Annotated in this window: 17 protein-coding genes; 10 read left to right on the forward strand and 7 right to left on the reverse strand. The window is 72.4% G+C overall.

The genetic code is table 11. From position 1 onward, the window contains the following. Positions 1–153: 153 nt before the first annotated feature. The gene (locus tag IOD14_RS24275) at positions 154–1,551 is read left to right on the forward strand and encodes a cytochrome P450 (protein WP_123986923.1); all 1,398 of its coding nucleotides are present in this window, start codon (positions 154–156) and stop codon (positions 1,549–1,551) included. A 72-nt stretch (positions 1,552–1,623) separates the two neighbouring features. On the opposite strand, the gene IOD14_RS24280 is transcribed toward IOD14_RS24275, so the two are convergent. The 3 genes from IOD14_RS24280 to IOD14_RS24290 all read right to left on the reverse strand — a co-directional run bounded on the left by IOD14_RS24280 (position 1,624) and on the right by IOD14_RS24290 (position 4,422). Continuing rightward, positions 1,624–2,292: a YceI family protein gene (locus IOD14_RS24280; protein ID WP_212671511.1), complete on the reverse strand. Its 669-nt coding sequence runs from the start codon at positions 2,290–2,292 to the stop codon at positions 1,624–1,626. 109 nt (positions 2,293–2,401) lie between these two features. Then, positions 2,402–3,994: a cation acetate symporter gene (locus tag IOD14_RS24285; RefSeq protein WP_212671512.1), complete on the reverse strand. Its 1,593-nt coding sequence runs from the start codon at positions 3,992–3,994 to the stop codon at positions 2,402–2,404. After that, a complete protein-coding gene (locus IOD14_RS24290) occupies positions 3,988–4,422 on the reverse strand; it encodes a DUF485 domain-containing protein (RefSeq protein WP_249126050.1) in 435 nt (144 codons plus the stop codon). Before IOD14_RS24290 ends, IOD14_RS24285 begins: the two co-directional genes overlap by 7 nt. Before the next feature lie 512 nt (positions 4,423–4,934). Between IOD14_RS24290 and IOD14_RS24295 the strand changes: the two genes are divergently transcribed. The 6 genes from IOD14_RS24295 to IOD14_RS24320 all read left to right on the forward strand — a co-directional run bounded on the left by IOD14_RS24295 (position 4,935) and on the right by IOD14_RS24320 (position 15,182). Further along, complete coding sequence (locus IOD14_RS24295) at positions 4,935–6,476, forward strand: acyl-CoA carboxylase subunit beta (RefSeq protein ID WP_212671513.1); 1,542 nt, start codon at positions 4,935–4,937, stop codon at positions 6,474–6,476. A gap of 25 nt (positions 6,477–6,501) precedes the next feature. Then, positions 6,502–8,214, forward strand: coding sequence for a fatty acyl-AMP ligase (locus tag IOD14_RS24300; protein ID WP_123986927.1), 1,713 nt, complete (start codon positions 6,502–6,504; stop codon positions 8,212–8,214). Next, positions 8,211–12,164: a type I polyketide synthase gene (locus tag IOD14_RS24305; RefSeq protein ID WP_212671514.1), complete on the forward strand. Its 3,954-nt coding sequence runs from the start codon at positions 8,211–8,213 to the stop codon at positions 12,162–12,164. The genes IOD14_RS24300 and IOD14_RS24305 overlap by 4 nt, the downstream gene beginning before the upstream one ends. A gap of 16 nt (positions 12,165–12,180) precedes the next feature. Then, complete coding sequence (locus IOD14_RS24310) at positions 12,181–13,104, forward strand: alpha/beta hydrolase family protein (protein ID WP_212671515.1); 924 nt, start codon at positions 12,181–12,183, stop codon at positions 13,102–13,104. A gap of 122 nt (positions 13,105–13,226) precedes the next feature. Continuing rightward, positions 13,227–14,459 carry a PucR family transcriptional regulator gene (locus IOD14_RS24315; protein ID WP_123986930.1) on the forward strand — a complete coding sequence of 411 codons (1,233 nt, stop codon included), beginning with the start codon at positions 13,227–13,229 and terminating at the stop codon, positions 14,457–14,459. An 81-nt stretch (positions 14,460–14,540) separates the two neighbouring features. Beyond that, positions 14,541–15,182, forward strand: a complete 642-nt coding sequence (locus tag IOD14_RS24320) for a cutinase family protein (protein WP_123986931.1) — start codon at positions 14,541–14,543, stop codon at positions 15,180–15,182. 60 nt (positions 15,183–15,242) lie between these two features. Here IOD14_RS24320 and IOD14_RS24325 read toward each other — a convergent pair whose 3' ends face one another. Together IOD14_RS24325 and IOD14_RS24330 are read right to left on the reverse strand one after the other, a co-directional pair. Next, complete coding sequence (locus IOD14_RS24325) at positions 15,243–16,955, reverse strand: hypothetical protein (RefSeq protein WP_249126051.1); 1,713 nt, start codon at positions 16,953–16,955, stop codon at positions 15,243–15,245. Positions 16,956–17,051: 96 nt separating this feature from the next. Further along, entirely contained in the window at positions 17,052–18,011 is a 960-nt protein-coding gene (locus tag IOD14_RS24330; RefSeq protein ID WP_212671516.1) for a helix-turn-helix transcriptional regulator, read from the reverse strand. 209 nt (positions 18,012–18,220) lie between these two features. Between IOD14_RS24330 and IOD14_RS24335 the strand changes: the two genes are divergently transcribed. Together IOD14_RS24335 and IOD14_RS24340 are read left to right on the forward strand one after the other, a co-directional pair. After that, positions 18,221–18,595 carry an ANTAR domain-containing protein gene (locus IOD14_RS24335; RefSeq protein WP_123986934.1) on the forward strand — a complete coding sequence of 125 codons (375 nt, stop codon included), beginning with the start codon at positions 18,221–18,223 and terminating at the stop codon, positions 18,593–18,595. Positions 18,596–18,805: 210 nt separating this feature from the next. Further along, positions 18,806–19,975 carry an alanine--tRNA ligase-related protein gene (locus IOD14_RS24340; RefSeq protein WP_212671517.1) on the forward strand — a complete coding sequence of 390 codons (1,170 nt, stop codon included), beginning with the start codon at positions 18,806–18,808 and terminating at the stop codon, positions 19,973–19,975. 3 nt (positions 19,976–19,978) lie between these two features. Here the strand turns inward: IOD14_RS24340 and IOD14_RS24345 are convergent, their stop codons facing one another. Beyond that, on the reverse strand, positions 19,979–22,345 hold the full coding sequence (locus IOD14_RS24345) for an FtsX-like permease family protein (RefSeq protein WP_212671518.1): 2,367 nt from the start codon (positions 22,343–22,345) through the stop codon (positions 19,979–19,981). After that, positions 22,342–23,034: an ABC transporter ATP-binding protein gene (locus tag IOD14_RS24350; RefSeq protein ID WP_123986937.1), complete on the reverse strand. Its 693-nt coding sequence runs from the start codon at positions 23,032–23,034 to the stop codon at positions 22,342–22,344. Before IOD14_RS24350 ends, IOD14_RS24345 begins: the two co-directional genes overlap by 4 nt. Before the next feature lie 216 nt (positions 23,035–23,250). Between IOD14_RS24350 and IOD14_RS24355 the strand changes: the two genes are divergently transcribed. Then, on the forward strand, positions 23,251–24,555 hold the full coding sequence (locus tag IOD14_RS24355) for a histidine kinase (protein WP_212671519.1): 1,305 nt from the start codon (positions 23,251–23,253) through the stop codon (positions 24,553–24,555). The last annotated feature ends 3 nt before the right edge of the window (positions 24,556–24,558 follow it).

Here is a 24,558-nt window from a genome sequence, read left to right on the forward strand (position 1 = left end):
CGACTTCGACCAGGATCGGCACCGTCCGCGGGCGGTGCCGATCGGCGTTCCCCTGGCTCTCCGCGACGCCGGGTCGGTAATCACCCCCCGCCATGGAGGCAGCGCAGGGGGTCACATTACTCTGGCGTACCGCCCGACCGAGGGAAGGAAGCCATGGGGGTCCAACTGAACAGCGGATCGGCAGCCGGTCACGAGTCGCTGGAGTCGATGAGCCTCGAGCCGCTCATGACCCGTGACTACGAACGGGATCCGGCGATCGTGTACGAGCGTCTGCGCCGGGCGCACGGCCCGGTCGCGCCGGTCGACCTGCTGGGGGTGCCCGTCTGGCTCGTGCTGGGTTACGAGGAGGCGTACGAGGTCCTCCGGGACGATCACGCCTGGCCCAAGGGGCTGGAGAACTGGCGGGCGCGCAGGGAAGGGCGGCTGCCCGAGGACTGGCCGCTCGCGCCCTCGCTCGACGTCAACCACGTGCTGATCCAGGGCGGCGAGGGCTACCGAGGACTGAAGGTGGCCTGGGACACCGCGCTACGGCCCTTCCAGGACCCCCGGCACCCGGTCGCCAAGCAGCTCAAGGCGAAGATCACCCGTGACGCCGACGAGCTGATCAGCCTGTTCACCCAGGGCGGGCGCACCGGATGGGCGGATCTGTCCGCGCAGTTCTCGCGCCCGCTGCCGCTCATGGTCGCCAGTCATCTCCTCGGCTTCCCGGGATCGCAGCACGACGACGCGCTGATGGACATGTGGCGGGTGCTGGACGCCGGTCCGGACGCGGGGCCCGCGCTGGAGCGGCTCCTCGCCACGCTGTCGGAGCTCGGCGCGTCGAAGATGAAGGAGCCCGGCGACGACTTCCCCTCCTATCTGCTCGCCTCCCATCCCGGCCTGAGCGTCGAGGAGTTGTCGCGCGAGCTGATGATGCTGCTCGGGATGACCTCGGACCATGTCGGCATCCTGATCTCCAACACGGTCGTCGAGGTCATCACCGGGAACCTCCCCGCGAGCGCCAGCCTGTCGGCGGGGCTGATCAGGGAGACCATGAACCGGGTGGTGATGCAGAAGCCGCCGCTGATCAACTTCGTGCCGCGGTTCCCGCTGAAGGACATGCGGCTCGGCGACTACACCATCGCGGCGGGCGATCCGGTGTGGGTGTCGGTCGGTGCCGCGCACGCGGATCCGGCCTTCGCGGGGAAGGTCTGCCCCGAGTCGACCATCAGCACCCGGGCCCATCTGTCCTGGGGTGCCGGCCCCCGGCAGTGCCCGGCCCGGGAGCTGGCCGGGGGCGCGGCGGCGATCGGCGTCAGCAGGCTCTTCGAGCGGCTGTCCGGGCTTGAGCTGTCGCTGCCGGTCGACCAACTGCCGTGGCGTTCCTCCCCGTTCATGCGCGGTCTGCGGTCGCTCCCGGTGCGTTACACGGTCTCGGGCACGCCGGCCCTGCCGGTGCCCTCCGTCCCGCCGCTCCCTGCCGGGGCCGGCTCCGCTCCGGCCGACGAGTCCGCCGTACGGCCGCGTTCGTCGCTGTGGCGTTATCTGGCGGGGCTGGTGCGCGGGCGCTGACGGCGCTCGGACAGCGCAACGGGCCACGAACCAGGACGGGTTCGTGGCCCGCGCGGCACGGCAGGCGCCCGGTCAGCCCGCCGGCGGTGTACGGATCGCGGCGATGTCGAACTGCAGGCGTACCTTCTCGCTGACCATGGCGCCGCCCTCGGCGAGCCTGGTGCTGTAGGTCAGGCCCCACTCGGAGCGGTTGATGGTGGTGGTGCCGTCGAAGCCGGCGCGCTGATAGCCGAACGGGTCGGTGACATGGCCTATGTAGGTGAGATCAAGGACCACGGGACGGGTCGTCGCCTTGATGGTGAGGTCGCCGGTCATCCGGTACACGTCGGGGCCGACGACCTCGACGCCGGTGCTGACGAACCGCATGCGCGGATAGGTCGCCGAGTCCAGGAAGTCGCGCCCCACCAGGTGGCCGTCGCGCTGTTCCACTCCGGTGTCGACGCTGCCGGTGGAGATGATGATCTCCGCCTTCGAGCGGGACGGGTCGCGGCCGTCGAAGTAGAGGCGGCTCTGGTACTCCAGGAACGCCCCGCGCACGGTGGTCACCATGGCGTGGCGCACGGAGAAGCCGATCCTGCTGTGCGCGGGGTCGATGGCCCATTCCCCGGTCAGGGCCGCCAGTCCTGGATCAGGAAGGACGGCTGTGGCAGTGGCCGACGACCCGGTGGGGGGCTGGGGAACGCCGGCGGGCTCCGTGCGGTCCGTGCGACGGAACATGGTGCCACGGTTGAACAAGTTCATGCATCACCTAATTACTGCACGGGAGTTCTCGCCGCAAGCCGTGATCCGCTGTCGACTGAATTTCCACGTGTTCACCACATGCCTTCCGGAAAAAGTGGGGGGAAATCGGCTAGTCGACGCCGACCAGGGTGCGCACTTCGAAGTCCTCGTATGTCTCCTTTGCTTCGGGACTGCTGAGCGCCGAACCGAGCCAACCGAGGAGGAAGCCGGCCGGGATGGAGACGATTCCGGGATTCTGCAAGGGAAACCAGGCGAAATCGGCGTCCGGGTAGAACGAGGCGGGAGCGGAGGAGACGACCGGGGAGAAGACGACGAGAAGGACCGAGGTGAGCAGACCCCCGCAGAGGCTGAGGAGGGCGCCCTGCGCGGTGAAGCGCCGCCAGAAGAGGCTGTAGACGAGGGTCGGCAGGATCGCGGACGCGGCGATGGCGAAGGCGAGGAAGGCGAGGGTCGCGGAGTTGGCGCCCCAGGAGACCAGGGCCAGCAGCATGCCGAGGATGCCGATGACGGCCGCCGCCAGCCGGGCCACGGCCAGCTCCTCCGTCTCCGTCGCCCGGCCCTTGCGGATCACCTCGCCGTAGAGGTCGTGGGCGAGCGAGGAGGCGGCGGCCAGGACGAGGCCCGCGGCGACCGCGAGCAGGGTGACGAAGGCGAGACAGGACAGCAGGGCGGTCAGGACCGCGCCGCCCAGTTCGTGCGCGAGGAGCAGGACGGCCGCGTTGCCGGTGCGGTCGGTCTCCGCGATGGTGCCGCTGCCCAGGACGGCGGCGGCGCCGAGGCCGAGGATGCCGGCCGCCAGGCAGACGAGGCTGACCATGCCCATCGCCCACACCACCGAGGTGCGCAGGACGTCGACCGATTTGGGGGCGAGCAGGCGCATCATCACGTGCGGAAGCGCGGCGAGGCCGAGCACGATGGCCAACTGGAGGCTGAGGAAGTCGAGTTTGCTGGTGGCGCTGGCTCCGTAGCGCAGTCCGGGTTCCAGGAACCGGCTGCCCTGCCCGCTGTTGTCCGCGGCGGCGGCGAGCAGGTTCTCGAAGTTCCAGTCGAAGCGGTGCAGCACCATCACGGCGGCCACGGTGACACCGCAGATCAGCATGACCGCCTTGACGACCTGGATGAAGGTGGCACCGGGCATGCCTCCGATGGCGGCGTAGACGATGACGACGGTGCCGATGACGACGACGCACAGGGTGCGGGTGGCGGTGCTGGGTTCGCCGGTGAACTGGGTCAGCAGGGCGACGCTGCCGACCAGCTGGGCGACCAGGTAGAGGGTGGTGATGGCCAGCGTGCACAGCGCCAGGGCGAGGCGGACCGGCCGCCTCATACGGGTGAGGCGGCTCGCCAGGGTGTCACCGAGGGTGAACTTCCCTGTGTTGCGCAGGGGTTCGGCGATCAGCAGCAGGACCATCATCCAGGCGACCGCGGTGCCGCACAGATAGAGCAGTCCGTCGTACCCGGTCAGGGCGACCAGTCCGGTGCTGCCCAGGAGGGTCGCGGCGGACAGGTAGTCGCCGCACATCGCCAGCCCGTTGCGCAGCGGGGACATGGCCCGGTTGCCGAGGTAGAACTCGCCGATCTCGTCGCGCTGGGGTGCGGTGAGCAGCGCGGTGAACAGGGTCACGACGACCACGGACAGGAAGAGCACGAGCGTCAGCTGGAGGCTGATGCGGTCCACGACGGAGGCGCCGAGCGTCACCATGGGCGGTACTCCTCCTCGCGTGGCGCCCTGCGCACCTCGAAGGCCGCGCGTTCGCGTCCTGCGCTCTCGTGGTGGCGGACCAGGCCGCGCAGACCGCGAACGACCGGGGTGACCCGAGTGCGCATGTGCACGAGATAGCGCCACACGATCACGCCCATCAGCACGAACTGCCCGAGCCCCAGGGCCAGTCCGATCGTGAGATGACCGCTGACGGGGGTGTTCATCAGGGCGGGCAGAAAGCTGGACAGCAGGACGTACAGCAGGAAGCCGCCCACGGCGACGGCCGTGGCGCGGACACCGAAGCGCCGGTGACTGCTGCGCAGTGCCTGGTAGGAGGGCTCGCGGGAGACCGACTGCCGGTCAGCCGGATCGGGGCCTGCTTCGTGGGGGAACGGCGACCCGCCGAGCCCCATGGAGTGCCGTGACACATGCACCTTCTTTACTGCCGCAGCGGTCGGCGCAGCAAAGGCATGCCGAAGTCATGCGCTGCGCGGACTTGTGGGGGGTTCGTGAAATCTGGAATTCGCGTGCGGGGAATTTCGCGCTTGACGACAAACCTTGTGGGGTGGTCGGCCGGGAGGTCCGGTAGGGCGACGGGGCCAGGACCGGGATTGTTGCAGCGCCCACAATGAACTATCAACCGGCCGGTCGAACCGAATCCGGGAACTGACTCATTCACGCGCTTCGATACGCGTGCTCGTCATCCGGCGGCCTGCGAAAAGACCGACCTCCGGAACAGGTCTGCACCTTCTCTCCGGCCAGGTTGTCTCAAATGCAGTGCACAGGGGATGCCCATGTCATGTGCGGGCCCTTGTCACCCACGGAGCAAGGGCGGGCTCTCGGGACTCACCTCGCGCAAACAGAACCGCGAGGGGCTCGGCCCGCGCCGGAGGCGCTGCCATATTCGAAGGCCACTTCGGAGGTGGCTGTGACACTAGAGGTGACCACGACGCGTCTGCCGGACCGCACCGCCGACCGTGTCCTCGCGCTCGAAGCCCGCCGGGCGCAGGCCGTGACGGGGAACAGGCCGAGAAGACGCGGCACGTTCGGCGCCCGGGAGCGGATCGACCTGCTGCTGGATGCCGGCTCGTTCACCGAGACCGGTCTGTTCGTACGGGCCCGACCGGCCGGGGACGGCGCCCACCGTCCGTACGGGGACGGGGTGATCACGGGGTACGGCACGGTCGACGGGCGTCCCGTCTGCGTCTTCGCGCAGGACTCCACGGTCTTCGGCGGCAGCATGGGCGAGGCCTTCGGCGAGAAGACCGTGGCCCTCATGGACCTCGCCCTCAGAACGGGCTGCCCGGTCATCGGACTCAACGACGGCGGCGGCGCCCGCATCCAGGAGGGCGTCGTCTCGCTCGCCCTCTACGCCGAGCTGGTGCGCCGCAACGTCCAGGCGTCCGGGGTGATCCCGCAGATCTCCGTCGTCCTCGGCCCGTGCGCCGGCGGGGCCGCCTATTCCCCCGCCATCACCGACTTCACCGTGATGGTGGACGGCGCCTCGCACATGTTCGTCACCGGGCCCGACGTCATCGAGGCGGTCACCGGGGAGCGCACCAGCGCCGAGGAGCTGGGCGGCGCCCGCACCAGCAACTCCCTCAACGGCAACGCCCACTTCCTCGCCGCCGACGAGACGGAGGCCCTGGACACCGTACGGGAACTGCTGTCGTACCTGCCCGCCAACAACCTGGAGCGGCCACCGCAGTACGCCCCGCTGCCGCCGCCCGACGGCGTGCCGCTCGACGAGATCGTGCCGGACCGCCTCGGGCAGGCGTACGACATGCGGGACATCCTGCGGGCGGTCGTCGACGACGGTGAACTCCTGGAGGTGCAGGAGCTGTTCGCGCCGAACATCATCTGCGCGCTGGCGCTCGTCGAGGGCGCTTCCGTCGGTGTCGTCGCCAACCAGCCGCTGCACGCGGCCGGGGTCCTGGACATCGACGCCTCCGAGAAGGCCGCCCGCTTCGTACGGTTCTGTGACGCGTTCGGCATTCCGCTGCTGACCTTCGCCGATGTGCCGGGCTATCTCTCCGGCGTCCGGCAGGAGCAGGCCGGGATCATCCGGCGGGGCGCGAAGCTGCTGTACGCGTACGCCGAGGCGACCGTGCCGAAGGTGACGGTGGTGGTGCGCAAGGCGTACGGCGGCGGGTACGCGGTGATGGGTTCCAAGCACCTGGGCGCCGACATCAACCTCGCCTGGCCCACCGCGCGGATCGCGGTGATGGGCGCCGAGGGAGCGGTGGGAATTCTGCACCGGCGTGAACTGGCCGCCGCCGAGGACCCCGAGGCACTGCGGGCCTCTCTCGTGGACGCGTACGAGAGCACGCACGGCACCCCCTATCTCGCCGCCGAGCGCGGGTACGTCGACGCCGTCATCGCCCCGCGCGACACCCGTGCCCACCTCTGCCGTGCCCTGCGTGCGCTGCGCGGCAAGCGTGCCCCCATGCCGGAGCGCCGGCACGGCAACATCCCGCTCTGACCCGCCCCGCGAGGAGACCTGCCCGATGGACATCCGCCGTCCCCCGCTCGCCCCCGCGTTCCGGAGTCTGCCGGAGTACGTGCGTCACTGGGCCCTGACGACCCCGGAACGCCGGGCGTTCACCTTCGTCGACCATCCCGCCCCGCACTCGCGGGGGGTCCATCGCACCCTGACCTGGCGCCGGCTCGACCTGCGGGTAAGGGCGGTGGCCGCCCGGCTCGCCGAGGAGGCCGAGCCGGGAGCACGGGTCGCCGTGCTGTGCCCCCAGGGACTGGAGTACGTGACCGGGTTCCTCGGGGCGCTCGCGGCCGGCATGGTCGCCGTACCGATGTATCCGCCCGGTCTGCCCGGACACGGCGACCGGCTGGCCGCCGTCCTGGCCGACGCCCGCCCGGCGGTGGTGGTGACGGCCAGTCAGGTGAGCAGCGAGGTGCGGCACTTGTGCACGGACACCGCCACACGAATCGTCGCTGTGGACCAGGTGCCCGACGCCGCCGCGCGGGAACTGCCGCCGCCGGACGGTGAGATCGCCTATCTCCAGTACACCTCCGGGTCGACACGCACCCCGACGGGAGTGGAGATCGGGCACACCAACGTCGTCGCCAACGCCCGGCAGGCGCTGGGTGCCTACGGCGCCGATGTGACTCAGGTGACCTGTGTGGGCTGGCTGCCGCTCTACCACGACATGGGGCTCGTCCTCAGTGTGGCCGCCCCGGTGGTGCGCGGACTGCTGTCGGTGCTCATGGACCCGGTCGCCTTCCTGCACGAACCAGCGCGCTGGCTGCGGCTGCTGTCCGCGCATCCGCGGGCACTGAGCGCGGCGCCCAACTTCGCCTACGACTACTGCGCCTCGGCGGTGACCGAGGCGCAGAAGGCGGATCTGCGGCTGGACGGGGTCGTCGCACTGATCAACGGCAGCGAACCGGTCCGCCCCACCACGGCCGACAGGTTCCAGGCCGCCTTCGCCGGTCAGGGGCTCGTCGCCGGCACCCACTGCCCGTCTTACGGGCTCGCCGAGGCGACCGTCTTCGTCAGCGCCGCCCGTCCCGGGGAGCCGGTGCGCCGGTTCTCCCTCGACCGGGACGCGCTCGCCGAGGGGAAGGCGCTGCCCGCCCGGCCCGACGATCCCCGGGCCGTGTTGCTGGCGGGCTGCGGCACCCCGGTGGGACAGGAGGTTCATGTCGTCGATCCGGTCTCGGGCGCCCGCCTGTCCGAGGGCGAGGTCGGTGAGATCCAGGTGCGGGGCCCCAACGTGGGCCGCGGCTACTGGAACCGGGACGAGCAGACCCGGCGCGTCTTCGGCACGGACGGCCGGCTGCGCACCGGCGACCTGGGGACCGTCCTGGAAGGGCAGTTGATCGTCACCGGACGGCTCAAGGACCTCATCGTCGTCGACGGACGCAACCACTATCCGCAGGACCTGGAGGCCACCGTCCAGGACGCGCACCCGGCCGTACGGCGCGACCGGCTCGCCGCGTTCGGGGTGGCGGACGGCTCCGGTGAGCGGGTGGTCGTGGTGGCCGAGCACGCGCGGACCACGAGCCTCGCCGAGATCGACGTACCGGCTCTGGTGCGGTCGGTGCGCGCGGCCGTGTCCGGGCGGCACGGGGTGCGGCTCGCCGATGTCCTGCTGGTGCCGCCGGGCACGGTGCCGCGGACGTCCAGCGGCAAGGTGTCGCGGGCGCTGACCCGGCAGCGGTACCTGGCGGGTGCCTACCCGGTGGGCGGCACCGCGTGAGCGCCGTCGACGCGGCCGCGGTGCGCCGGCTGGTCGCGGAGCGGGTCGCCGGGTGGACCGGTACCGCCGCCGCGGAGGTTCCCATGGACCGGCCGCTGGCCGATCTCGGCATGTCCTCGCGGGACGCGGTCGTGCTGGCCGGGGACCTGTCCCGGCTGGCGGGGCGCGAGCTGCCGCCGACACTGCTGTGGGAGGCGCCCACCGGGGAAGCCCTGGTGGCGCACCTGTGCCGTACGGCGGTGCCGACCGCGCCGACCGCACCCGCCACGCGGGCCACCGCCTCGGAGCCCGTGGCCGTGATCGGTATCGGCTGCCGCCTCCCCGGCGGGGTCCACGGCCCGGCGGACTACTGGCGGCTGCTGACCGACGGCGTCGACGCGATCGGACGGATCCCCGAGGACCGCTGGCGCGACTTCACGCCCTTCCCGCCCGATGACGTGCCCCCGTACGGCGGCTTCCTCGACGACATCGCCGGGTTCGACGCGGACTTCTTCCGGATCACCCCGCGCGAGGCCGCCCTGATGGACCCCCAGCAGCGGATCCTCCTGGAGGTCGTCCACGAGGCCCTGGCCCACGCCGCCGTCCCGGCCGCCTCCCTCGCGGGCACCGCCACCGGTGTCTTCGTCGGGGTCTCCGCCCCGGAGTACGGCGCCCTGACCGGCGCCGACCCGGCGGCCGTCGATCCCTGGGCGCCGGCCGGCGCAGCGCTGAGCGTGACCGCGGGCCGGCTGGCGTACGTGCTGGACACCCGTGGGCCCAGCATGGCCGTGGACACCGCCTGCTCCTCCTCACTGGTCGCGGTGCACCACGCCTGTGTGAGCCTGCGTACGGGCGAGAGCGACACGGCGATCGCCGCGGGCGTCAACGTGCTCCTCTCCCCCACCGTCACCATGGCGTTCCGGCGGGCGGGCGCCCTGGCGCCGGACGGCCGGTGCAAGCCGTTCTCGCCGCACGCCGACGGCATCGGGCGCGGCGAGGGCTGCGCGGCCGTGCTCCTGAAGCGGCTGTCCGACGCCGAGCGGGACGGCGACCGGGTGCTCGCCGTCATCCGCGCCACGGCCGTCAACTCGGACGGCAGATCCAACGGCCTGCTGGCGCCCAACCCCGCCGCCCAGCAGGCCCTGTTGGCCGATGCCTACGCACGGGCCGGGCTCACCCCGGCCCAGGTCGACTACGTCGAGGCGCACGGCACCGGCACCCCGCTCGGCGACCCGATCGAGGCGGGCGCGCTGGGCGCCGTGCTCGGCGCGGGGCGCGACCCCGACCAGCCGCTGCTTCTCGGGTCCGTGAAGTCGAACCTCGGGCACCTGGAGTCCGCCGCGGGCATCGCCGGACTGGTGAAGACCGTGCTCGCCCTGCACCACGACGTCATCCCGCCGTCCCTGCACTGCTCCGAGGGCAGCGCCCTGGACGGCGCACACCTGCGGGTGGTGACCGAGGGCGAACCGTGGCCGCGCTACGGCGGTACGGCCGTGGCCGGGGTCTCCGGTTTCGGGTTCGGCGGCACCAACGCCCATGCCGTGCTGGAGGAATGGCGGCCCGGTGTCCTGCCCCCGCGCCCGGCCGAGGAGCCGGGTGCCCGGCTCCATCTCCTGTCGGACGTGGACGAGGAGCGGCTGCGGGACACCGCGGCCCGGCTCGCCGACTGGCTGCGGACGGCGGCCGCCCATCCCGCCGACGTGGCCCGCACGCTGGCCGGTCGGGCGGGCCGCGGCGGTGTGCGCGCGGCCGTGATCGCCCGGGATCGGGCCGAACTCGCCGACGGGCTGGACGCGTTGGCGCGCGGCGGGTCGCACGGGCGGGTCGTGACCGGTGAGCGTGATCTCGTGGGGGCGGGCCCGGTGTGGGTCTTCTCCGGGTACGGGAGCCAGTGGGCCGGGATGGGGCGCCGGCTGCTGGCCGAGGAGCCCGCGTTCGCCGCCGCCGTGCAGAAGCTCGACGCGGAGTGCGGACTGGCCCTGTACGACCGTCTCGCCTCGGGGAGCGAACTCGACCGGCTGGAGGTGGCCCAGCCCGTTCTGTTCGGGCTCCAGGTGGCGCTCGCCGAACTGTGGCGCTCCCACGGCGTGGAGCCCGCCGCCGTCATCGGCCACTCGCTCGGCGAGGTGGCCGCCGCGGTGTGCGCGGGCGCGCTGGACGTGTCGGAGGGCGCCCGGATCGTCGCCGTACGGGCCCGGCTGCTCAGCAGGCTGCGGGGCGGGGCCATGGCGGTCGTCGACCTAGACGACCGCGAACTCGACGTCCTGGACCGGGACTTCCCCGGTGTGCACGTCGCCGTCCATTCCTCGCCCGGGCAGAAGGTCGTCACCGGCGAGGAACCCGCGGTGGCGCGGCTCGTGCGGTGGCTGGAGGGGCAGGGGCGGGCGGCGCGGTCCATGCGGGTCGTCGGTGCCGGGCACTCGCCCCAGGTCGAGCCGCTGCTGGCGGAGCTGTCCGCGTCCTTGGCCGAGGTCAGGGGCCGAGCGCCGCGCGTGCCCGTCTACTCCACCGTCCTGGACGATCCGCGGGGTGACTGTGTCTTCGACGCCGCCCACTGGGCCGCGAACCTGCGGCGGCCGGTACGCCTGGACCGGGCCCTCGCGGCGGCCGCCGCCGACGGCCGCACCGCCTTCGTCGAGATCTCCCCGCACCCGGTCCTGGGGCGGGCCGTCACCGACAACGTGCCCGGTGCCCTCGCGATCGGCACGCTCCGGCGGGGCGCCGACGGATGCGCCGACTTCCTCACCCAGGTGGGCGCCCTGTACTGCGCGGGCGGGCGGCTGCCGCTGCCGTCGGGGCGGGTCGTCGACGTGCCCGCGCCGCGCTGGAGGCATGTGCGGCACTGGTGGACGGACGGGCGGGGGACGGCCCCCGCGAAGGTGCGGACCCAGGGAGGGGCGGACGTACGGGTGGAGGCACCCGAGGCCACTCAGGACACCTCCGTGGTCGCCCGCGTGTGCCACCACATCGCGGCCGTCACCGGTCACCCCGCCGGCCGTGTCACCCCCGCCACCGCGCCGGCCGACCTCGGGCTCGACTCGCTGATGGCGGTCCGTGTCCGCACCGCCCTGGAGCGCGAGTTCGCCGTCGAGCTGCCGCTGCGCGACCTGCTAGGCGCCGGCACCGTCCAGGAGCTGGCCGACCGTGTGGGGGCCGGCCCGGTGCGCCCGCTGCGCGTCACCGGCGACCGGCCGCCGCTCTTCCTCGTGCACGCCGCCGGCGGCACCACCGACGTCTACCGGGCGCTCGCCGAACGCCTGGGCGACGAGCGGCCCGTGTACGGCCTCGAACGCCTCGAAGACGCCCCGACGGTGACCGAGAAGGCGCGCCGCTACGCCGAGGCCGTCACCGCCGTCCACCCCGACGGCCCCTGTCTGCTGGGCGGTTGGTCCTTCGGCGGCTTCGTCGCCCAGGAGACCGCGCGGCAACTGACCGCCGCGGGACGGGACGTGGAGCTCGTGGTCCTCATCGACTCCGTCCGCCCCCTCCCCCAGCCGGACCGCACACCGGACGACCGGCTCCGCGCCCACTTCGAGGGGTTCGCCCGCCACGTCCTCGACACCTACGGAGTCCGGCTGGAGCTGCCGTACGACGGCCTGGTGGCGATGGACGACGACGCCAAGCGCATCGACACCGTGCTGGAGATCCTGCGCGCGTCCGCCGAGGTGCCGTCCGCCGCACTGGCCCACCAGCGCTCCTCCTACCTGGACCTGAGGATCGGCGAGGCCCACCGGCCGGGCCGTCACGACGGGCGGGTGGTCCTGTACCGGGCCACGGAGCCCGCCCCGCACACCGTGCGTGACCCCGCCTACGAACGCGACGACCGGGCGCTGGGCTGGGACGAGGTGTGCCCGGGCCTGACGGTCGTACCGGTCGCGGGACACCACCTGTCACTGCTCGACCCGCCGCACGTCGACGAGATCGCCGCCCACCTGGGCCGCGAGCTCGCCGGCGGGACCCGCCGTTCGTGATCCGAGGAGAGCCGCCATGCACCGTCGCACCACCGCAGTGTCCCGACGCACCGTCACCAGAGCAGCGGCCGGGGCCGGGCTGGCCGTCCTGTTCGGCGCCCGGACCGCCGCCGCGCTGGGGTCACGCACGATCGACGTGTCCGTGCCGTCCGCCGCGCTCGGCCGCAGCGCCCCGGTCCGGCTGATCCTGCCCTCGGGGTTCGACGCGCAGCCCACCCGCACCTACCCCGTGCTGTATCTCCTGCACGGCGCCCACGACGACTACACGTCCTGGACGCGGGAGACGGACATCGAGGCCTTCACCGCGGGCCGGGACCTGATCGTGGCGATGCCCGACGCGGGTCCCACGGGCATCCCCTCCGCCTGGCGCGGCGGACCCGACTACGAGACCTTCCAGCTCAAGGAGGTCCCGGCACTGCTCGCCCGCGACTACCGGGCCTCCGGTGTGCGGGTCGTCGCGGGGGTGTCCACCGGCGGCTACGGCGCCATGGCGCACGCGGCGCGGCACCCGGGCATGTTCACCGCGGCGGCCTCCTACAGCGGGATCCTCGACACCATGGCGCCCGGTGTCCCCACCCTGGTGGACGCCATCGTGGCCCGCGAGAACCTGGCGCCCGCCTCGCTGTGGGGCAATCCCTTCCTGAACCTGCTCACCTGGCGGGACTTCAACCCGCGGGACCGCGCGGCGGGACTGCGCGGCACCGCCCTGTACGTCTCCAGCGGCAGCGGGCTGGCGGGCGGCACGGGCGACTGGCTGCCCGAGGCGCTGGAGAGCGCCCTGTGGCCCTCCGCCCACGGCTTCACCGACACCCTCGCGCTGCTGCGCGTCCCGGTCACCACCCACTTCTACGCGGGAGGAGGGCACAGCTGGGCCTACTGGAAGCGGGAGTTCACCGCGTCGTGGCCGATGCTCGCCCGGGGGCTGGGGGTGCCGCAGTGAAGTCGGTACCGTCGGGGCACGGAACGCAACGCAGGGGTCGTCCGTCCAACACAGGACTTACCCCTCGTCCCACGGGCAGCGGCCCGCGGGTGAGCCGCTTCCGGGTGAAAGGAGGGCCCCCGTTGGCCACCCCCTTCCCGCACGGCGGTCCGGACAACCTCGGCACCGCCCCGGTGCCGCCCGACCTCGCCGAACTGCTCCGTTCCCAGCTGGAGGAAGTCGCCGACGAGGTGGAGGAGGAGGTCTGCCGACAGGTGCCCGAGTACGCGCGCCCGGCCGACGGCACCTACCGCCAACACCTCAGAGCCGGTGTCGTCCAGGCCCTGACCCTGTTCGTCGACCACATCGCCGACCCGCGCGGCCGCGGGGACGCGATCGCCGCGACGTACTACGAACTCGGGCGCGGCGAGGCCCTGGAGGGGCGCAGTCTGGACGCGTTGCAGTCCGCGCTGCGGGTCGGAGGGCTGCACGCGTGGCGCCTGATGGGCCGTACGGCCGAGGAGCTCGGCCTCGACTCCGCGGTGGTCACGACGCTCGGCGAACTCGCCTTCCGCACGGTGCACGAGGTCGCGGAGGCGGCCGCGGCCGGGTACTCGGAGGCCCGCTCCCACAACACGGAAGAGCTGGAGCGGCGGCGCAGACGCCTGCTGGACCTGCTGCTCGGTGAGGGGCCGGTGGCACCGGCGGCGGTGCAGGACCTGGCGCACGGCGCCCGCTGGTCGGTGCCGGGGCAGGTCGCGGTCGTCGCGCTCGCGGCCACCCCGGACCAGCGGGACGAGGACCGGCCGCTGGCCGCCGCCGGCGCACTGGTGGACATGGAGTCGCGGCCGCCGCGGATGCTGATCCCGGACCCGGACGGTTCGGGGCGTTTCGGCGGGCGGGCGTTCAGCCTCGCCCTGCGCGGCCGGCCTGCCGCGGTGGGGCCGACGGTGCCGCTCGCGGAGGCCGCCCAGTCGCTGCGGTGGGCCACCCGGGCGCTGGGGTTGATGGGCCGCGGGATCCTCCCCCGGCAGGGGGTGGTGCGCTGCGCGGACCACTTGTCGACGCTGCTGCTGCACAGCGACGAGCCGATGCTCGACCACCTGCGGGCCCGTGCCCTCGCACCGCTCGACACGGTGTCGGAGGGGCAGCGGGAGCGGCTCGCCGAGACGCTGCTGGCGTGGCTGCTCAGCGGCAGCAACGTGCCCGACGTCGCCGCCCGTCTCCATGTCCATCCGCAGACAGTGCGTTATCGGCTGCGCCAGCTGGAGAAAGTATTCGGTGACGCCCTGCACGATCCCGGCGCCCGTCTGGATCTGATTCTGGCACTCACCACGGCACAAAAGAACGAGGAATTCCTGAATTCCCGTCCATAACACCCGTCACCGTCAAGCGAATACGTTCGGGACATCCTTTCCACAGGCGTTTCACACGCCCCACCCTCAAAGGATCCCCCCATGCGTATTCGTTTGTGCCTCGCCGCGCTCTCGCTGATCGGCGGGGCTTCGGTGGCCACCCTCGCGGCACCGTCGGCGTCCGCGGCGCCCTGCTCGGACATCGACGTCGTCGCTGCTCGCGGCACGTTCGAGCCGGGCACGCTCGGTCTGATCGTCGGCGACCCGGTGTACTCCGCCCTGCAGAGGAAACTCACGGGCCGCAGCCTGACCAGCTACAAGGTGAACTATCCCGCGGACCTCTCCCTGACCTCGGCCGCGCAGGGCAACGCGGATCTGGTGAATCACGTGAACAGCCAGGCGGCCGCCTGTCCGAACCAGCGTTTCATTCTGGTCGGCTATTCGCAGGGCGCGAACGTCGTCGACAACTCCATCGGCATCAGCAGCGCCGGTGCGGTGGTGGGCAGTCCCATTGTCGCCACGATTCCCGCCGCGCTGGAGTCGCGGGTCGCCGCGGTCCTGCTGTTCGGCAATCCGATCCGCGCGATCGGCAAGAGCGTCACCGGCACGTACCAGAGCCGCACCATCGACTTCTGCGCGAAGGGCGACCCCGTCTGCGAGGCGGGCGGGAACGACACGCTGGCGCATCTCGGGTACACGGCGAACGCCGACGCGGCGGCGACCTTCGCCGCGGGCAAGGTCTGAGTCACGGCACGGGAAGGGCCCGGGAGGAGTTCCTCCCGGGCCCTTCCCGTGCCGTCGGTGCTATCGAGGGGTGCGGGCGAAGTCCGTGAGCGCGGTCGACACCGGCTCGGGCCGGCCGTTGTTCTGCACCGGCGCGGCGGTCAGGACGTCGAGGTGCTGATAGCCGTCCGCGACCACGGGGTGCAGGTCGGCGGGGACCCGGCCGGCGAGCAGTCCGTCGCCGGCGAGGACCGTGAGCGTCGGGTTGGCGGTGAGGCCGTCCGGGTGCACCACGAGCCGCTTCACCTGGGGCGAGGTGGCCAGTTCGAGGTCGGTGACGAGTTTGGTCGGGAAGTACTGCTCGGTGAAGTCCAGCGGCTGGGCGGCCATGCTGCGCGCCAGCTCCTGGATGTCGGTGACCTCCTTGCCCGCCGCGGTGAAGGGCGTCCCGTCCGACGACCGGTACCCGGGATCGTCCGGATCGCCCACGCGGTCATAGTTCCGCCAGGTGTACAGCGGGCCGTGGGGCGTGGCCGGGACGGCCTTGTACTCGGTGCCGAAGAGGCCCGGCTGGGACGAACTCCCGTTGGTGACGGGGAAGTTCTTGTCGGTGACGGGGCCGCCGTCGAAGAACCCGACGCTGGTCTGGAGGAAGGCCAGCGGCACGGACTGGTCGTCCATCAGCGCGCCGAGCACCGCCTCGTTGCTGAGCCGGAAGTCCTTCACCGCGGGTGAGCCGGTGAGGAAGGTGGCGGTGTCCTTGGAGAACAGGAAGCGGTTGGTGGCCTCGATGTTGGTGGTGGCGGGCAGATAGGCCGGCAGGTCGGCCTCGCCGCCAGGATCCTGCAGGGCGCCCACGCCCGCGATGGCGAGCAGGGTCATGGTCTCGGGGTTGAGCAGGACGGGCGCGGACAGCGAGCGCGGGAGCAGTCCGCTGTCGAGTCCGGCCTGGACGACCCCGTAACCGAGGCCCACGTCCGGCAGGTTGGTGTCGTCCGGGATGCTGCCGCTCAGGTCGGCGAGCGAGGTGGAGACGGTGGTGTCGAGGGCGAACCAGCCGGCGCACTGATTGTGTCCGGCGTCGGCGGTGGTGGCGGGGTCGCCGTCGAAGTCGGCCGCGGCGAAGTAGCCGGTGATGACACCGCCGAGCGAGTGGCCGCCGCACAGCACCTTGTTCTTGCGGACGCTCTGGTCGGGCAGCTCGGCTGCGAGCAGGTCGTACTCGTCGCGCACGGTCTGTTCGATGCCGAGCTTCGCCATCCACCCCAGCTTGTCGTTGCCGACGAACCCGGCGAAGGCGCGCCCCTGGACCTGCTTGCCGCGGTAGTAGTAGTCGACCGCGGTGTGCTGGTCGCCGGAGGCGATCCCGGTGCGGTCCTCCAGGCAGTTGGAGCGTCGGTCCAGAGCCCAGAACTCGATGTGCCTGCCCTGCTGGGCGGCCCGGGCCACGGTGTTGCGGGCGACGCTGTCGAAGGCTCCGGCGCCCTCCAGGATGCCCGGCTGGGCCATCAGCACCCGGTCGGCGTCGGCCGATGAAGCGGGGCCGGACGAGGACCGGTAGCGCAGGTAGGACAGCCAGTCGCACGCCGCGGGCCGGGCGCCGAAGGACGCGGGCAGGGGTGCCTTCACCTGTACGACGGTCTCGGTCACACCCCCGCTCGACCCGACGGATGTCTCGGTTCTCGTGCTCTGCGCGGACGCCGGCGCGGTGAACCCCCCGGTGGTCAGCAGCACCGCGAGCGCGGCGGCGCGGAGCGTCCTCGGAGTTCTTCCTGTGCTGCGACTCGTGTTCATGCTGGGACCGTAGGGCTGCGAAGCCGCGCCTCTCGGCGGTTGCTCACAAGAACGCAGGGCCTCGCGGACGCTTTGTCACCAGCCGCAGAGCCGACGTCAGCCCTCGTGCAGGGTACGGCTGGGCGCGCGCTCGTAGGAGTCCCGGTACAGGGTGGCGAAGCGGCCGGGGTGGTAGAAGCCCCAGCGGGCGGCGATGTCCGTGACCGTGCTTCCGTCCTCGGGGTCCGCCGCCGCCAGTTCGTCGTGGGCGTGGGCCAGACGGACCCGACGCACGTACGCGAGCGGGGTGCTGTCCAGGTGCCGACGGAAGGCGTACTGGAGGGCGCGGACGCTGATGTGGGCCGCCTCCGCGATCTGGGCGACGGTCAGGGGCCGGTCGGCGTGGTCGTCGATGAAGGCGAGGGCGCGGCGCAGGGCGGTGGGATGGGCGTCCTGGCGGTCCGGACCCGTGGGGTCGGTGGACGCCGTGTTGGGGAAGGTGGCCAGGACGGCCGCGGCCAGGTGCTGGGCCGCGGTGGAGGCGACCAGCGGATGGTCGGCGACGGCCGCGTCCGCGAGGACGTGGTCCTGCAGGTAGCGGATGGTCGTCCGCAGCCGGTCGCCCGCGGCGGCGCTGATGGGCCGATGCCCGGTCAGCCGGACCGGTTCCGGGCGCCTGGTGCCGGCGGTCGCCGCGACCTGGTCGAGGAGGCTGGGGTCCAGCATGGTGATGTTGTAGCGGGCCGCGTGGACCCGGCCTGCGTAGGACAGCTCCGGCGGGGCGAAGGACACCACGTCGCCAGGGCCGAAGGAGTCCGAGACCCCCTGGTAGACGTGGTCCTCGATGGTGCCCTCGTGGACCATGCACAGGCAGATCCGGCCGAGCGGGGTGACGGCGTAGCTCATGTCGAAGTCGAGTTCGAGTTCGTCGACACTGACCGAGTCGATGGCGCTGCGGTGGATCCGCGCACGGCTGCTGTCCGGGGTGCCGTTGCCGATCCGCATCCTCGCGTACGCCTGACTGAAGAACTCCTCGGTACGGTCCAGGTCGTCGCTGTCGAACGTCAGCGTCTCCATCGCTGCAGAATCCTCCCAGTCTCGGCTCCGTATTCGCACATACCCGCGATTGCCGCGATGCAGCGGGGCCATCGTGCGTTTTCTGTCCTGCCAGGTCACAAGGTGTGCGTCCAGTGGCTCGCCGCGGGCGGTGAGCGGCGTCCAGGCTGGACGGGCGGAGACCGTGGGAGTCGCCGTGTCACACGGGGGAGAGGGCGTTAGGGCTGTGCATGACACAACGCGAAGAGCGGGTTGAGAAGATCGAGGAACTCGAGGAGGAGGTCGCACAGCTCCGGCAGGCCCTTGTCTCGCACGCCGTCGTGGATCAGGCGATCGGTGTCGTCCTCGCGCTGAGCGGTCTCCGTCCCGAGCAGGGGTGGGAGGTCCTCAAGAACGTGTCCCAGCGCACCAACACCAAGCTTCGCGATGTCGCCCAGCACGTCGTGCGCTGGCCCGAACTCGGCAGTCTCCCCGCGGAGCTGCGCCCGGCGCTGCGCATCGCGCTGGCCGAGGCACGCGCGATGCACGGGAGCCGCCGGACGCTGCTGCGCCAGGAACAGTGGTGCAGGGGCTACGGCGGCGCCCTGTCCGGGAAAACGGAGTGACGGGCAGGGAGCCTGTGCGTACCGTTGATCGCATGGAGATCGTCAGCCGTCCCCGCACCGCAGCCGCGCGAGCGACCAGCTCACCGGCTGCCGACGCCTGACCTCCCCCTCTTCCCCCGGCGGCCGGAAACGGACCGCCGGTGCGGGACCTCTGGTCGCCGTCCGTTCCCCGTGGTCGTTTCCGGTCCCTCGAGACCGAAGGACCCCGTCATGGACACGGAACGCACCGTACGCGTCTTCACCGACTTCTACCGCGAGCGCGGACACCACCTGATCACGGGCAGCTCCCTGCTGCCGCCGCCCGGGGATCCGGTGCTGTTCACCACCTCGGGCATGCATCCGCTGACCCCCTACCTGGAGGGCCGCCCGCATCCGCGGGGCCGCCGCCTCGTCAATGTGCAGCGGTGTCTGCGCACGACCGACCTCGACGAGATCGGTGACTCCACCCACCTGACGGTCTTCGAGATGCTCGGCTCGTGGTCGCTCGGCGACTACGGCCACTCGCAGAGCCTGCGCTGGGGGTACGAGCTGCTCCGGGACGGTTTCGGCATCCCCCGCGAGCAACTCCACGTCACGGTCTTCGGCGGTGACGAGCAGGTGGGCCCCGACCTCGAGTCCCTGCGCACCTGGGAGGAACTGGAGGTCCCCGTGGAGCTCACCCGGGACGACAACTGGTGGTCCAACGGCCCGGTCGGACCGTGCGGCCCCGACTCGGAGATCTTCGTGTGGACCGGCGACACCCCGCCCCGGGGCACCCCCACCACCGACCCGCGTTGGATGGAGATCTGGAACCACGTCGTCATGCGCTACCGCCGGCTCGAGGACGGCTCGCTCCAGCCCCTGGAACGTCCCGGCATCGACACCGGCATGGGGCTGGAGCGCCTCGTCACCTTCCTCCAGGGCCGCGACTCGGTGTACGACACCGACCTGTTCGAGCCCTGGACGCGCCGGCTGCCGTCCCTGTGGGAGCTCGACGAACCGTCGCTGCGTCTGGTCCGCGACCATCTGCGCTCCGGTGTCGTCATGATCGGCGACGGGGTACGGCCCTCCAACACCGGCCGCGGTTACGTCCTGCGCCGCGTCGTACGCCGACTGCTGACCACCCTGCGGCGCGACGACCCCTCCCGCACGCTGCGCGACCTGCCGGTCGAGCTCCTCCAGCACACGCTGGACCACTTCCGGCAGTCCTGCGGGACGGATCTCGTCCGGAACGTGCTGCTGGAGGAGGAGGGCCGGTTCGACCGGCTGCTGGAGCGCGGTCGCCGGCTGCTGTCCGGGCCGCGGTACCGGGGGCCGCTGAGCGAGGAGGACTACGACTACCTCCACGACACCCACGGTCTGCCCCGCGACCTGGTTCTCGGCCTGCGCCGGGAGGGGTGACGGCTACTCCGTGCGCAGTGCCGTCGCCGTGCGGGCCCCGGCCGCCCAGCCCGCCGGGAGCAGCGCGCCCAGCAGGGCGATGGCGAGACCGGCCAGGCCCAGGAGGAGCAGTTGCGGGGTGTCGTACACGTCGAGGACGGATTTCGGCAGCTCGGTGCCGGCCGCGTGTCCCATCACCGGAAGCACGAAGCCGTGCAGCGCATATCCGGCGGGGACGCCGACCAGGCCGCCGAGCACGCCGATACCTGCCACCGAGGCGAGCACGAGGCTCACGGTCTGCCGCGGCGACATGCCGAGCGCCTTGCACACGCCGAGGTCGTGGACGCGCTCCCGGGTGTCCAGGACGACGGAGTTGAGGACACCGAGGCCCGCGACGGAGACGAGCATCAAGGTCAGGAGGGCCGCCATCGTGTTCAGGACGAGGATGAAGTTGTCCCGCTCGGAAGGGGAGTTGGCCCGGGCGTCGGCGCCGAGGGGCTCGACCGCCGCGGCGAGCTTCTCGGCGTACGTCACGGCGGAGACGCCCGGTTTCACGTCGACGAGGAACTCCTGGGGCCTGGTCGCGGGGAAGTCGGCGAGGTCGGCCTGGATCTCCAGCACGTCGTCCGAGGTGTCGAAGCCCTGGCCGACGATCCGCAGGGTGGCCGTCTCCTTCCCGACGGTCACGCGGACGGTGTCGCCGACCTCGGTGCCGGTGGTCTCCAGGAACTGGCCGGGTACGACGACCTGGCCCGCGCCGGTGAGCCAGTGCCCGGAGATCATGGCGTGGGCGCCCCGGGTGGAGTCGCCCTGGTAGAGGGTCGTGCGGACGGTTCCGGAGACGCCCGAGACGGTGGCGTCCTGCTGGCCCACGCCGTAGTACGAGGCGGTGCCCTCCTGCGCCTTGATGGCGGCGCTCGCCTTCGCCGGGTCGGCGGGTTCGGGCTCCTTGGTGCCCGGTGCCGGGATGTGCTCGCCGCCCGCGATGCTCGGACCGCCGGTGAAGACGGTGACCGCGGAACGGTTCTCCGGGTCCTGCACCGCGTTGACCGCGTCCAGTGAGGAGGTGAGCCCGACGGCGAAGGTCGCCGCGATCGTGCCGAACGCCACGGCGAGCAGCATCGCGAGTGTGCGGACCGGATGGGCGAAGGGGCCGGCGAGGCCGTAGGTCACCGCTCGGGGCAGCGGCAGCCGGCCGACCGCGCGGTGCGCCCTCCCCCAGAGGAGGTGCCCCCAACCGCGTCCGGTGCGCGGGGCCCGGCCGACGGCGATGGCCTCGACCGTGCGCAGCCGCCCGGCCCGCAGCGCGGGAACGAAGGCCGCGATCGCGACGACCAGCAGCGCGCCGGCCGGGACCACGACGTCCACCCACCAGGCGACGGACAGGGTGGCGGTGCCGTACGCCTGCTGGGTGTCGTCCAGGAGGGGTACGGCCAGCAGGTTGCCGAGGACCACTCCGAGCGCGATGCCCACGCCTGCCGGGATGAGCGCCTGGGCCACGTAGGCGCGCACGACTTCGCGCGGGGTGAAGCCGATGGCCTTGAGGATGCCGATCCTGCGCAGGCCGGTGCCGACCGCGCCGCTGATGACGCTGCCGACGATGATCACGGACATGACGATGCCGAGGACCCCGAAGGCGACGAGGAACGGGATGGTCGGGGCCGCTCCCTGGTCGGCGGCGCGTTTGGTGTCGAGGTACGACCGGGTGCCGAGGAGTGCACCGGAGGGCACGGCGGCGGCGAGTTCCCTGCGGTCGGCGGCGATCTCGCCCTTCGAGCCCGCCGCGTCGAAGCGGTACAGCATCTGACTGGTGACCGGGGTGTCCTTCGCCGCGAGGGCCCTGACCTGTGCGGGAGTCGCCCATGCGTCCGCGCTCCTGCCGGCCGACGTGGCGAAGCCGACGATCGTGAGGGTCGTGCCGGAGACCGTCAGGGTGTCCCCCAGCGGGAAACCGGGCCCCTGGTACCCGGAGCTCAGCACGATCTCGCCCGGTTTCCTCGCCCACCGCCCTGCGGTGAGGTCCAGGTCGTCCACGGCGGCCCGCGGGCCGGTCCGTCCGACCAGGGTCATGGCCGGGGGCCTGCGGCCGGAGGAGTCGGTGGCCCGGATGATCGTGGTGGGATACGGCCCCGCGCTCGCCGTGACGCCGTCGGAGGTCCCGGTGGCGGCGAGCTGTGCGGCGGTGACCGCGGCCGGGTCGAACTCGGCGGTGATGTGGGCGCCGTTCTGCTCGGCGAAGGCGTGGTCGAAGGGCGCGTTCGAGACGACCATGAGGGAACCGGCGACCACGGCCGCCGCCACGGCCATCATCGTGGCGATGGCGATGACGACGGTCTGCACCCGGCGCCGGCCCACCCCGGAGCGCACGACGCGCACGAGCGGTCCGGTCATCGCACGGCCTCCGCGCGGGAGTCGAGGGCGACATGGCCGTCGACGAGGTGGACCGTGCGGCTCGCGCAGGCCTCGGCGAGGGCCGGGTCGTGGGTGACGAGCACGATGGTCTGTCCGCCGCGGTGCAGGTCGACGAGGAGCTCCCGGACGTCCTGGCCCGAGGCGCTGTCGAGGGCACCGGTCGGTTCGTCGGCGAGGAGCAGGGCGGGCCGGTTCACCAGTGCCCGGGCGACGGCGACGCGTTGGCGCTCCCCGCCCGAGAGGCGGCCGGGGTAGGCGCGGGCGTGCTTCTGGATGCCCAGCACCTCCATGAGCTCCTGGGCCCGCGCCTCGGTCCTGCGCCGCGTGCCCCCGGTGAGTTGGGCGGGGAGCTGGATGTTGTCGAGCACGGTCAGGTCGTCCAGGAGGTTGAAGAACTGGAAGACCATGCCGATCCGTTCCCGGCGGAACCTGGCCAGGGCGTGCTCGCCGAGCCGGTCGACCCGCTGCCCGGCGACGGTCACGGTGCCCTCGGTCGGCTTGTCGAGGCCCGCGACCAGGTTCAGCAGCGTGGATTTGCCGCTGCCGGAAGGACCGGTCACGGCGAGGGCCTCACCCTGGGCCACGGAGAGGTCGAGCGGTCCGAGCGCGGGTGCGCCGGCGTCGTCGTAGCGCTTGGCCACGCCCTTCAGTTCGATCACTGCGGTCATGGGAGGTGCCCGTCCTGTCGGTCGTCGCATCGTGTCCTTGCCGGCCTGGCGAAGGTACGGGCGCGCGGCCGGCGGGCGCGTCGGCCGGGGCACCGACATACGGCCCTCCGCGGGGAGGACGCGGCCGGGGGTCATCCCTGCGAAGTACGCCCGCAGGACGGTGTGTTGGTCGCGCAGGCGGACGCGCGGCCGGGCGCGGGCCCGCACAATGTGCTCATGGGGACGGAAGACCTGCGCCGATGGCTACGACAGGTGCGTTTCGCGCTGCGGCCGGAGGCGAAGGGCGCGGCGCTGTCACGGCGGTCGATGTGGTTCGACGTGCTGCTGGCCGTGCTGCTGACGGTGGTCGCGCTGGTGGTCGCGTCGCGCTATCCCGGCGACGGGCCGGTGCAGGTGTCGAGGGGCGGGTACGGGGTGCCGATGCCGCCGGTGCCGCCCGCCCCGCCCCGGCCGCCCGCCCCCGGTGTGGAGGAGCCGGCCTCGCAGCCCTGGGTGCTGGTGGTGCTGTCGGCGCTGCCGCTGGCCGCGCGGCGGCGGTTTCCGCTGACCGTGTTCGCCGTGGTGGTCGGCGCGGCTCTCGGCATCGGCGACGACGCCTCCTGGATCAATGTCCTGACCTGCGTGATCGGCACGTACAGCGCCGTCATACACAGCAGGTACCGGGCCGGGGCGATGACCGGGCTCGTGGTCGCGGCCGTCCTCGCCGGGGTGGCCTTCCGGTCGACGCAGCCGGTGCTGCCCGGCTGGTCGAGTCCCGGGGTGGTGCTGCTGGTGGCCGGGGTGCTGGCCGGCGTGGTCCGGTTCGGGCGGCGGCGCCTCGCGGCCGGCCGGGACCGGTTCGCCGCGCTGGAACGGGCGCACGAGGAGGCCACACGCCGGGCCGTGGAGGAGGAACGGGCCCGGATCGCCGCCGAGTTGCACGACGTCGTGACCCACAATGTGAGCGTGATGGTCATCCAGGCGGGCGCCGCGCGCAAGGTCATGGACGTGGCGCCGGAGCGGTCCAAGGAGGCGCTGCTCGCGGTCGAGGCCGGGGGCCGGGCCGCGATGGCCGAACTCCGGCACGTGATGGGCCTGTTGGCAGCGTCCGACACGGGCCGTCCGGACTCCCCCGCCGACGGGCTCGAACCCCAGCCGGGTCTGGGGCAGTTGGACGCCCTGATCGACCGGGTGCGCGCGGCCGGGACGCCGGTCGGGGTCGCGGTCTCGCTGCCCGCGGAGCCGCTGCCGCCCGGCGTGGACCTCACGGCCTACCGCGTGGTCCAGGAGGCGCTCACCAACACCCTCAAGCACGCACCCGGCGCCGAGGCCGTCGTCACCGTCGGCTGGTCCGGTGACCGGCTGGAGATCGAGGTCAGGGACAGCGGAGCGGTCCGCGACGGGGTGCCCGCGGACGGGAACGGCCGCGGGCTGATCGGCCTGCGCGAGCGCCTCGCGGTCTACGGCGGCGAGCTGACGGCAGGCCCGACCCTCGCCGGCGGCTTCCGCATCAGGGCGGAGGTGCCGTGGCGGACAGCGTGAACG

The sequence above is a fragment of the Streptomyces sp. A2-16 genome (assembly GCF_018128905.1).
GTDB lineage: Bacteria > Actinomycetota > Actinomycetes > Streptomycetales > Streptomycetaceae > Streptomyces.

Coding starts and splice junctions, on each gene's coding strand:
- IOD14_RS24320 (WP_123986931.1), top strand. CDS start 14,541: ATGCGTATTCGTTTGTGCCTCGCCGCGCTCTCGCTGATCGGCGGGGCT.
- IOD14_RS24300 (WP_123986927.1), top strand. CDS start 6,502: ATGGACATCCGCCGTCCCCCGCTCGCCCCCGCGTTCCGGAGTCTGCCG.
- IOD14_RS24330 (WP_212671516.1), bottom strand. CDS start 18,011: ATGGAGACGCTGACGTTCGACAGCGACGACCTGGACCGTACCGAGGAG.
- IOD14_RS24280 (WP_212671511.1), bottom strand. CDS start 2,292: ATGAACTTGTTCAACCGTGGCACCATGTTCCGTCGCACGGACCGCACG.
- IOD14_RS24275 (WP_123986923.1), top strand. CDS start 154: ATGGGGGTCCAACTGAACAGCGGATCGGCAGCCGGTCACGAGTCGCTG.
- IOD14_RS24285 (WP_212671512.1), bottom strand. CDS start 3,994: ATGGTGACGCTCGGCGCCTCCGTCGTGGACCGCATCAGCCTCCAGCTG.
- IOD14_RS24335 (WP_123986934.1), top strand. CDS start 18,221: ATGACACAACGCGAAGAGCGGGTTGAGAAGATCGAGGAACTCGAGGAG.
- IOD14_RS24340 (WP_212671517.1), top strand. CDS start 18,806: ATGGACACGGAACGCACCGTACGCGTCTTCACCGACTTCTACCGCGAG.
- IOD14_RS24355 (WP_212671519.1), top strand. CDS start 23,251: ATGGGGACGGAAGACCTGCGCCGATGGCTACGACAGGTGCGTTTCGCG.
- IOD14_RS24325 (WP_249126051.1), bottom strand. CDS start 16,955: ATGAACACGAGTCGCAGCACAGGAAGAACTCCGAGGACGCTCCGCGCC.
- IOD14_RS24350 (WP_123986937.1), bottom strand. CDS start 23,034: ATGACCGCAGTGATCGAACTGAAGGGCGTGGCCAAGCGCTACGACGAC.
- IOD14_RS24345 (WP_212671518.1), bottom strand. CDS start 22,345: ATGACCGGACCGCTCGTGCGCGTCGTGCGCTCCGGGGTGGGCCGGCGC.
- IOD14_RS24310 (WP_212671515.1), top strand. CDS start 12,181: ATGCACCGTCGCACCACCGCAGTGTCCCGACGCACCGTCACCAGAGCA.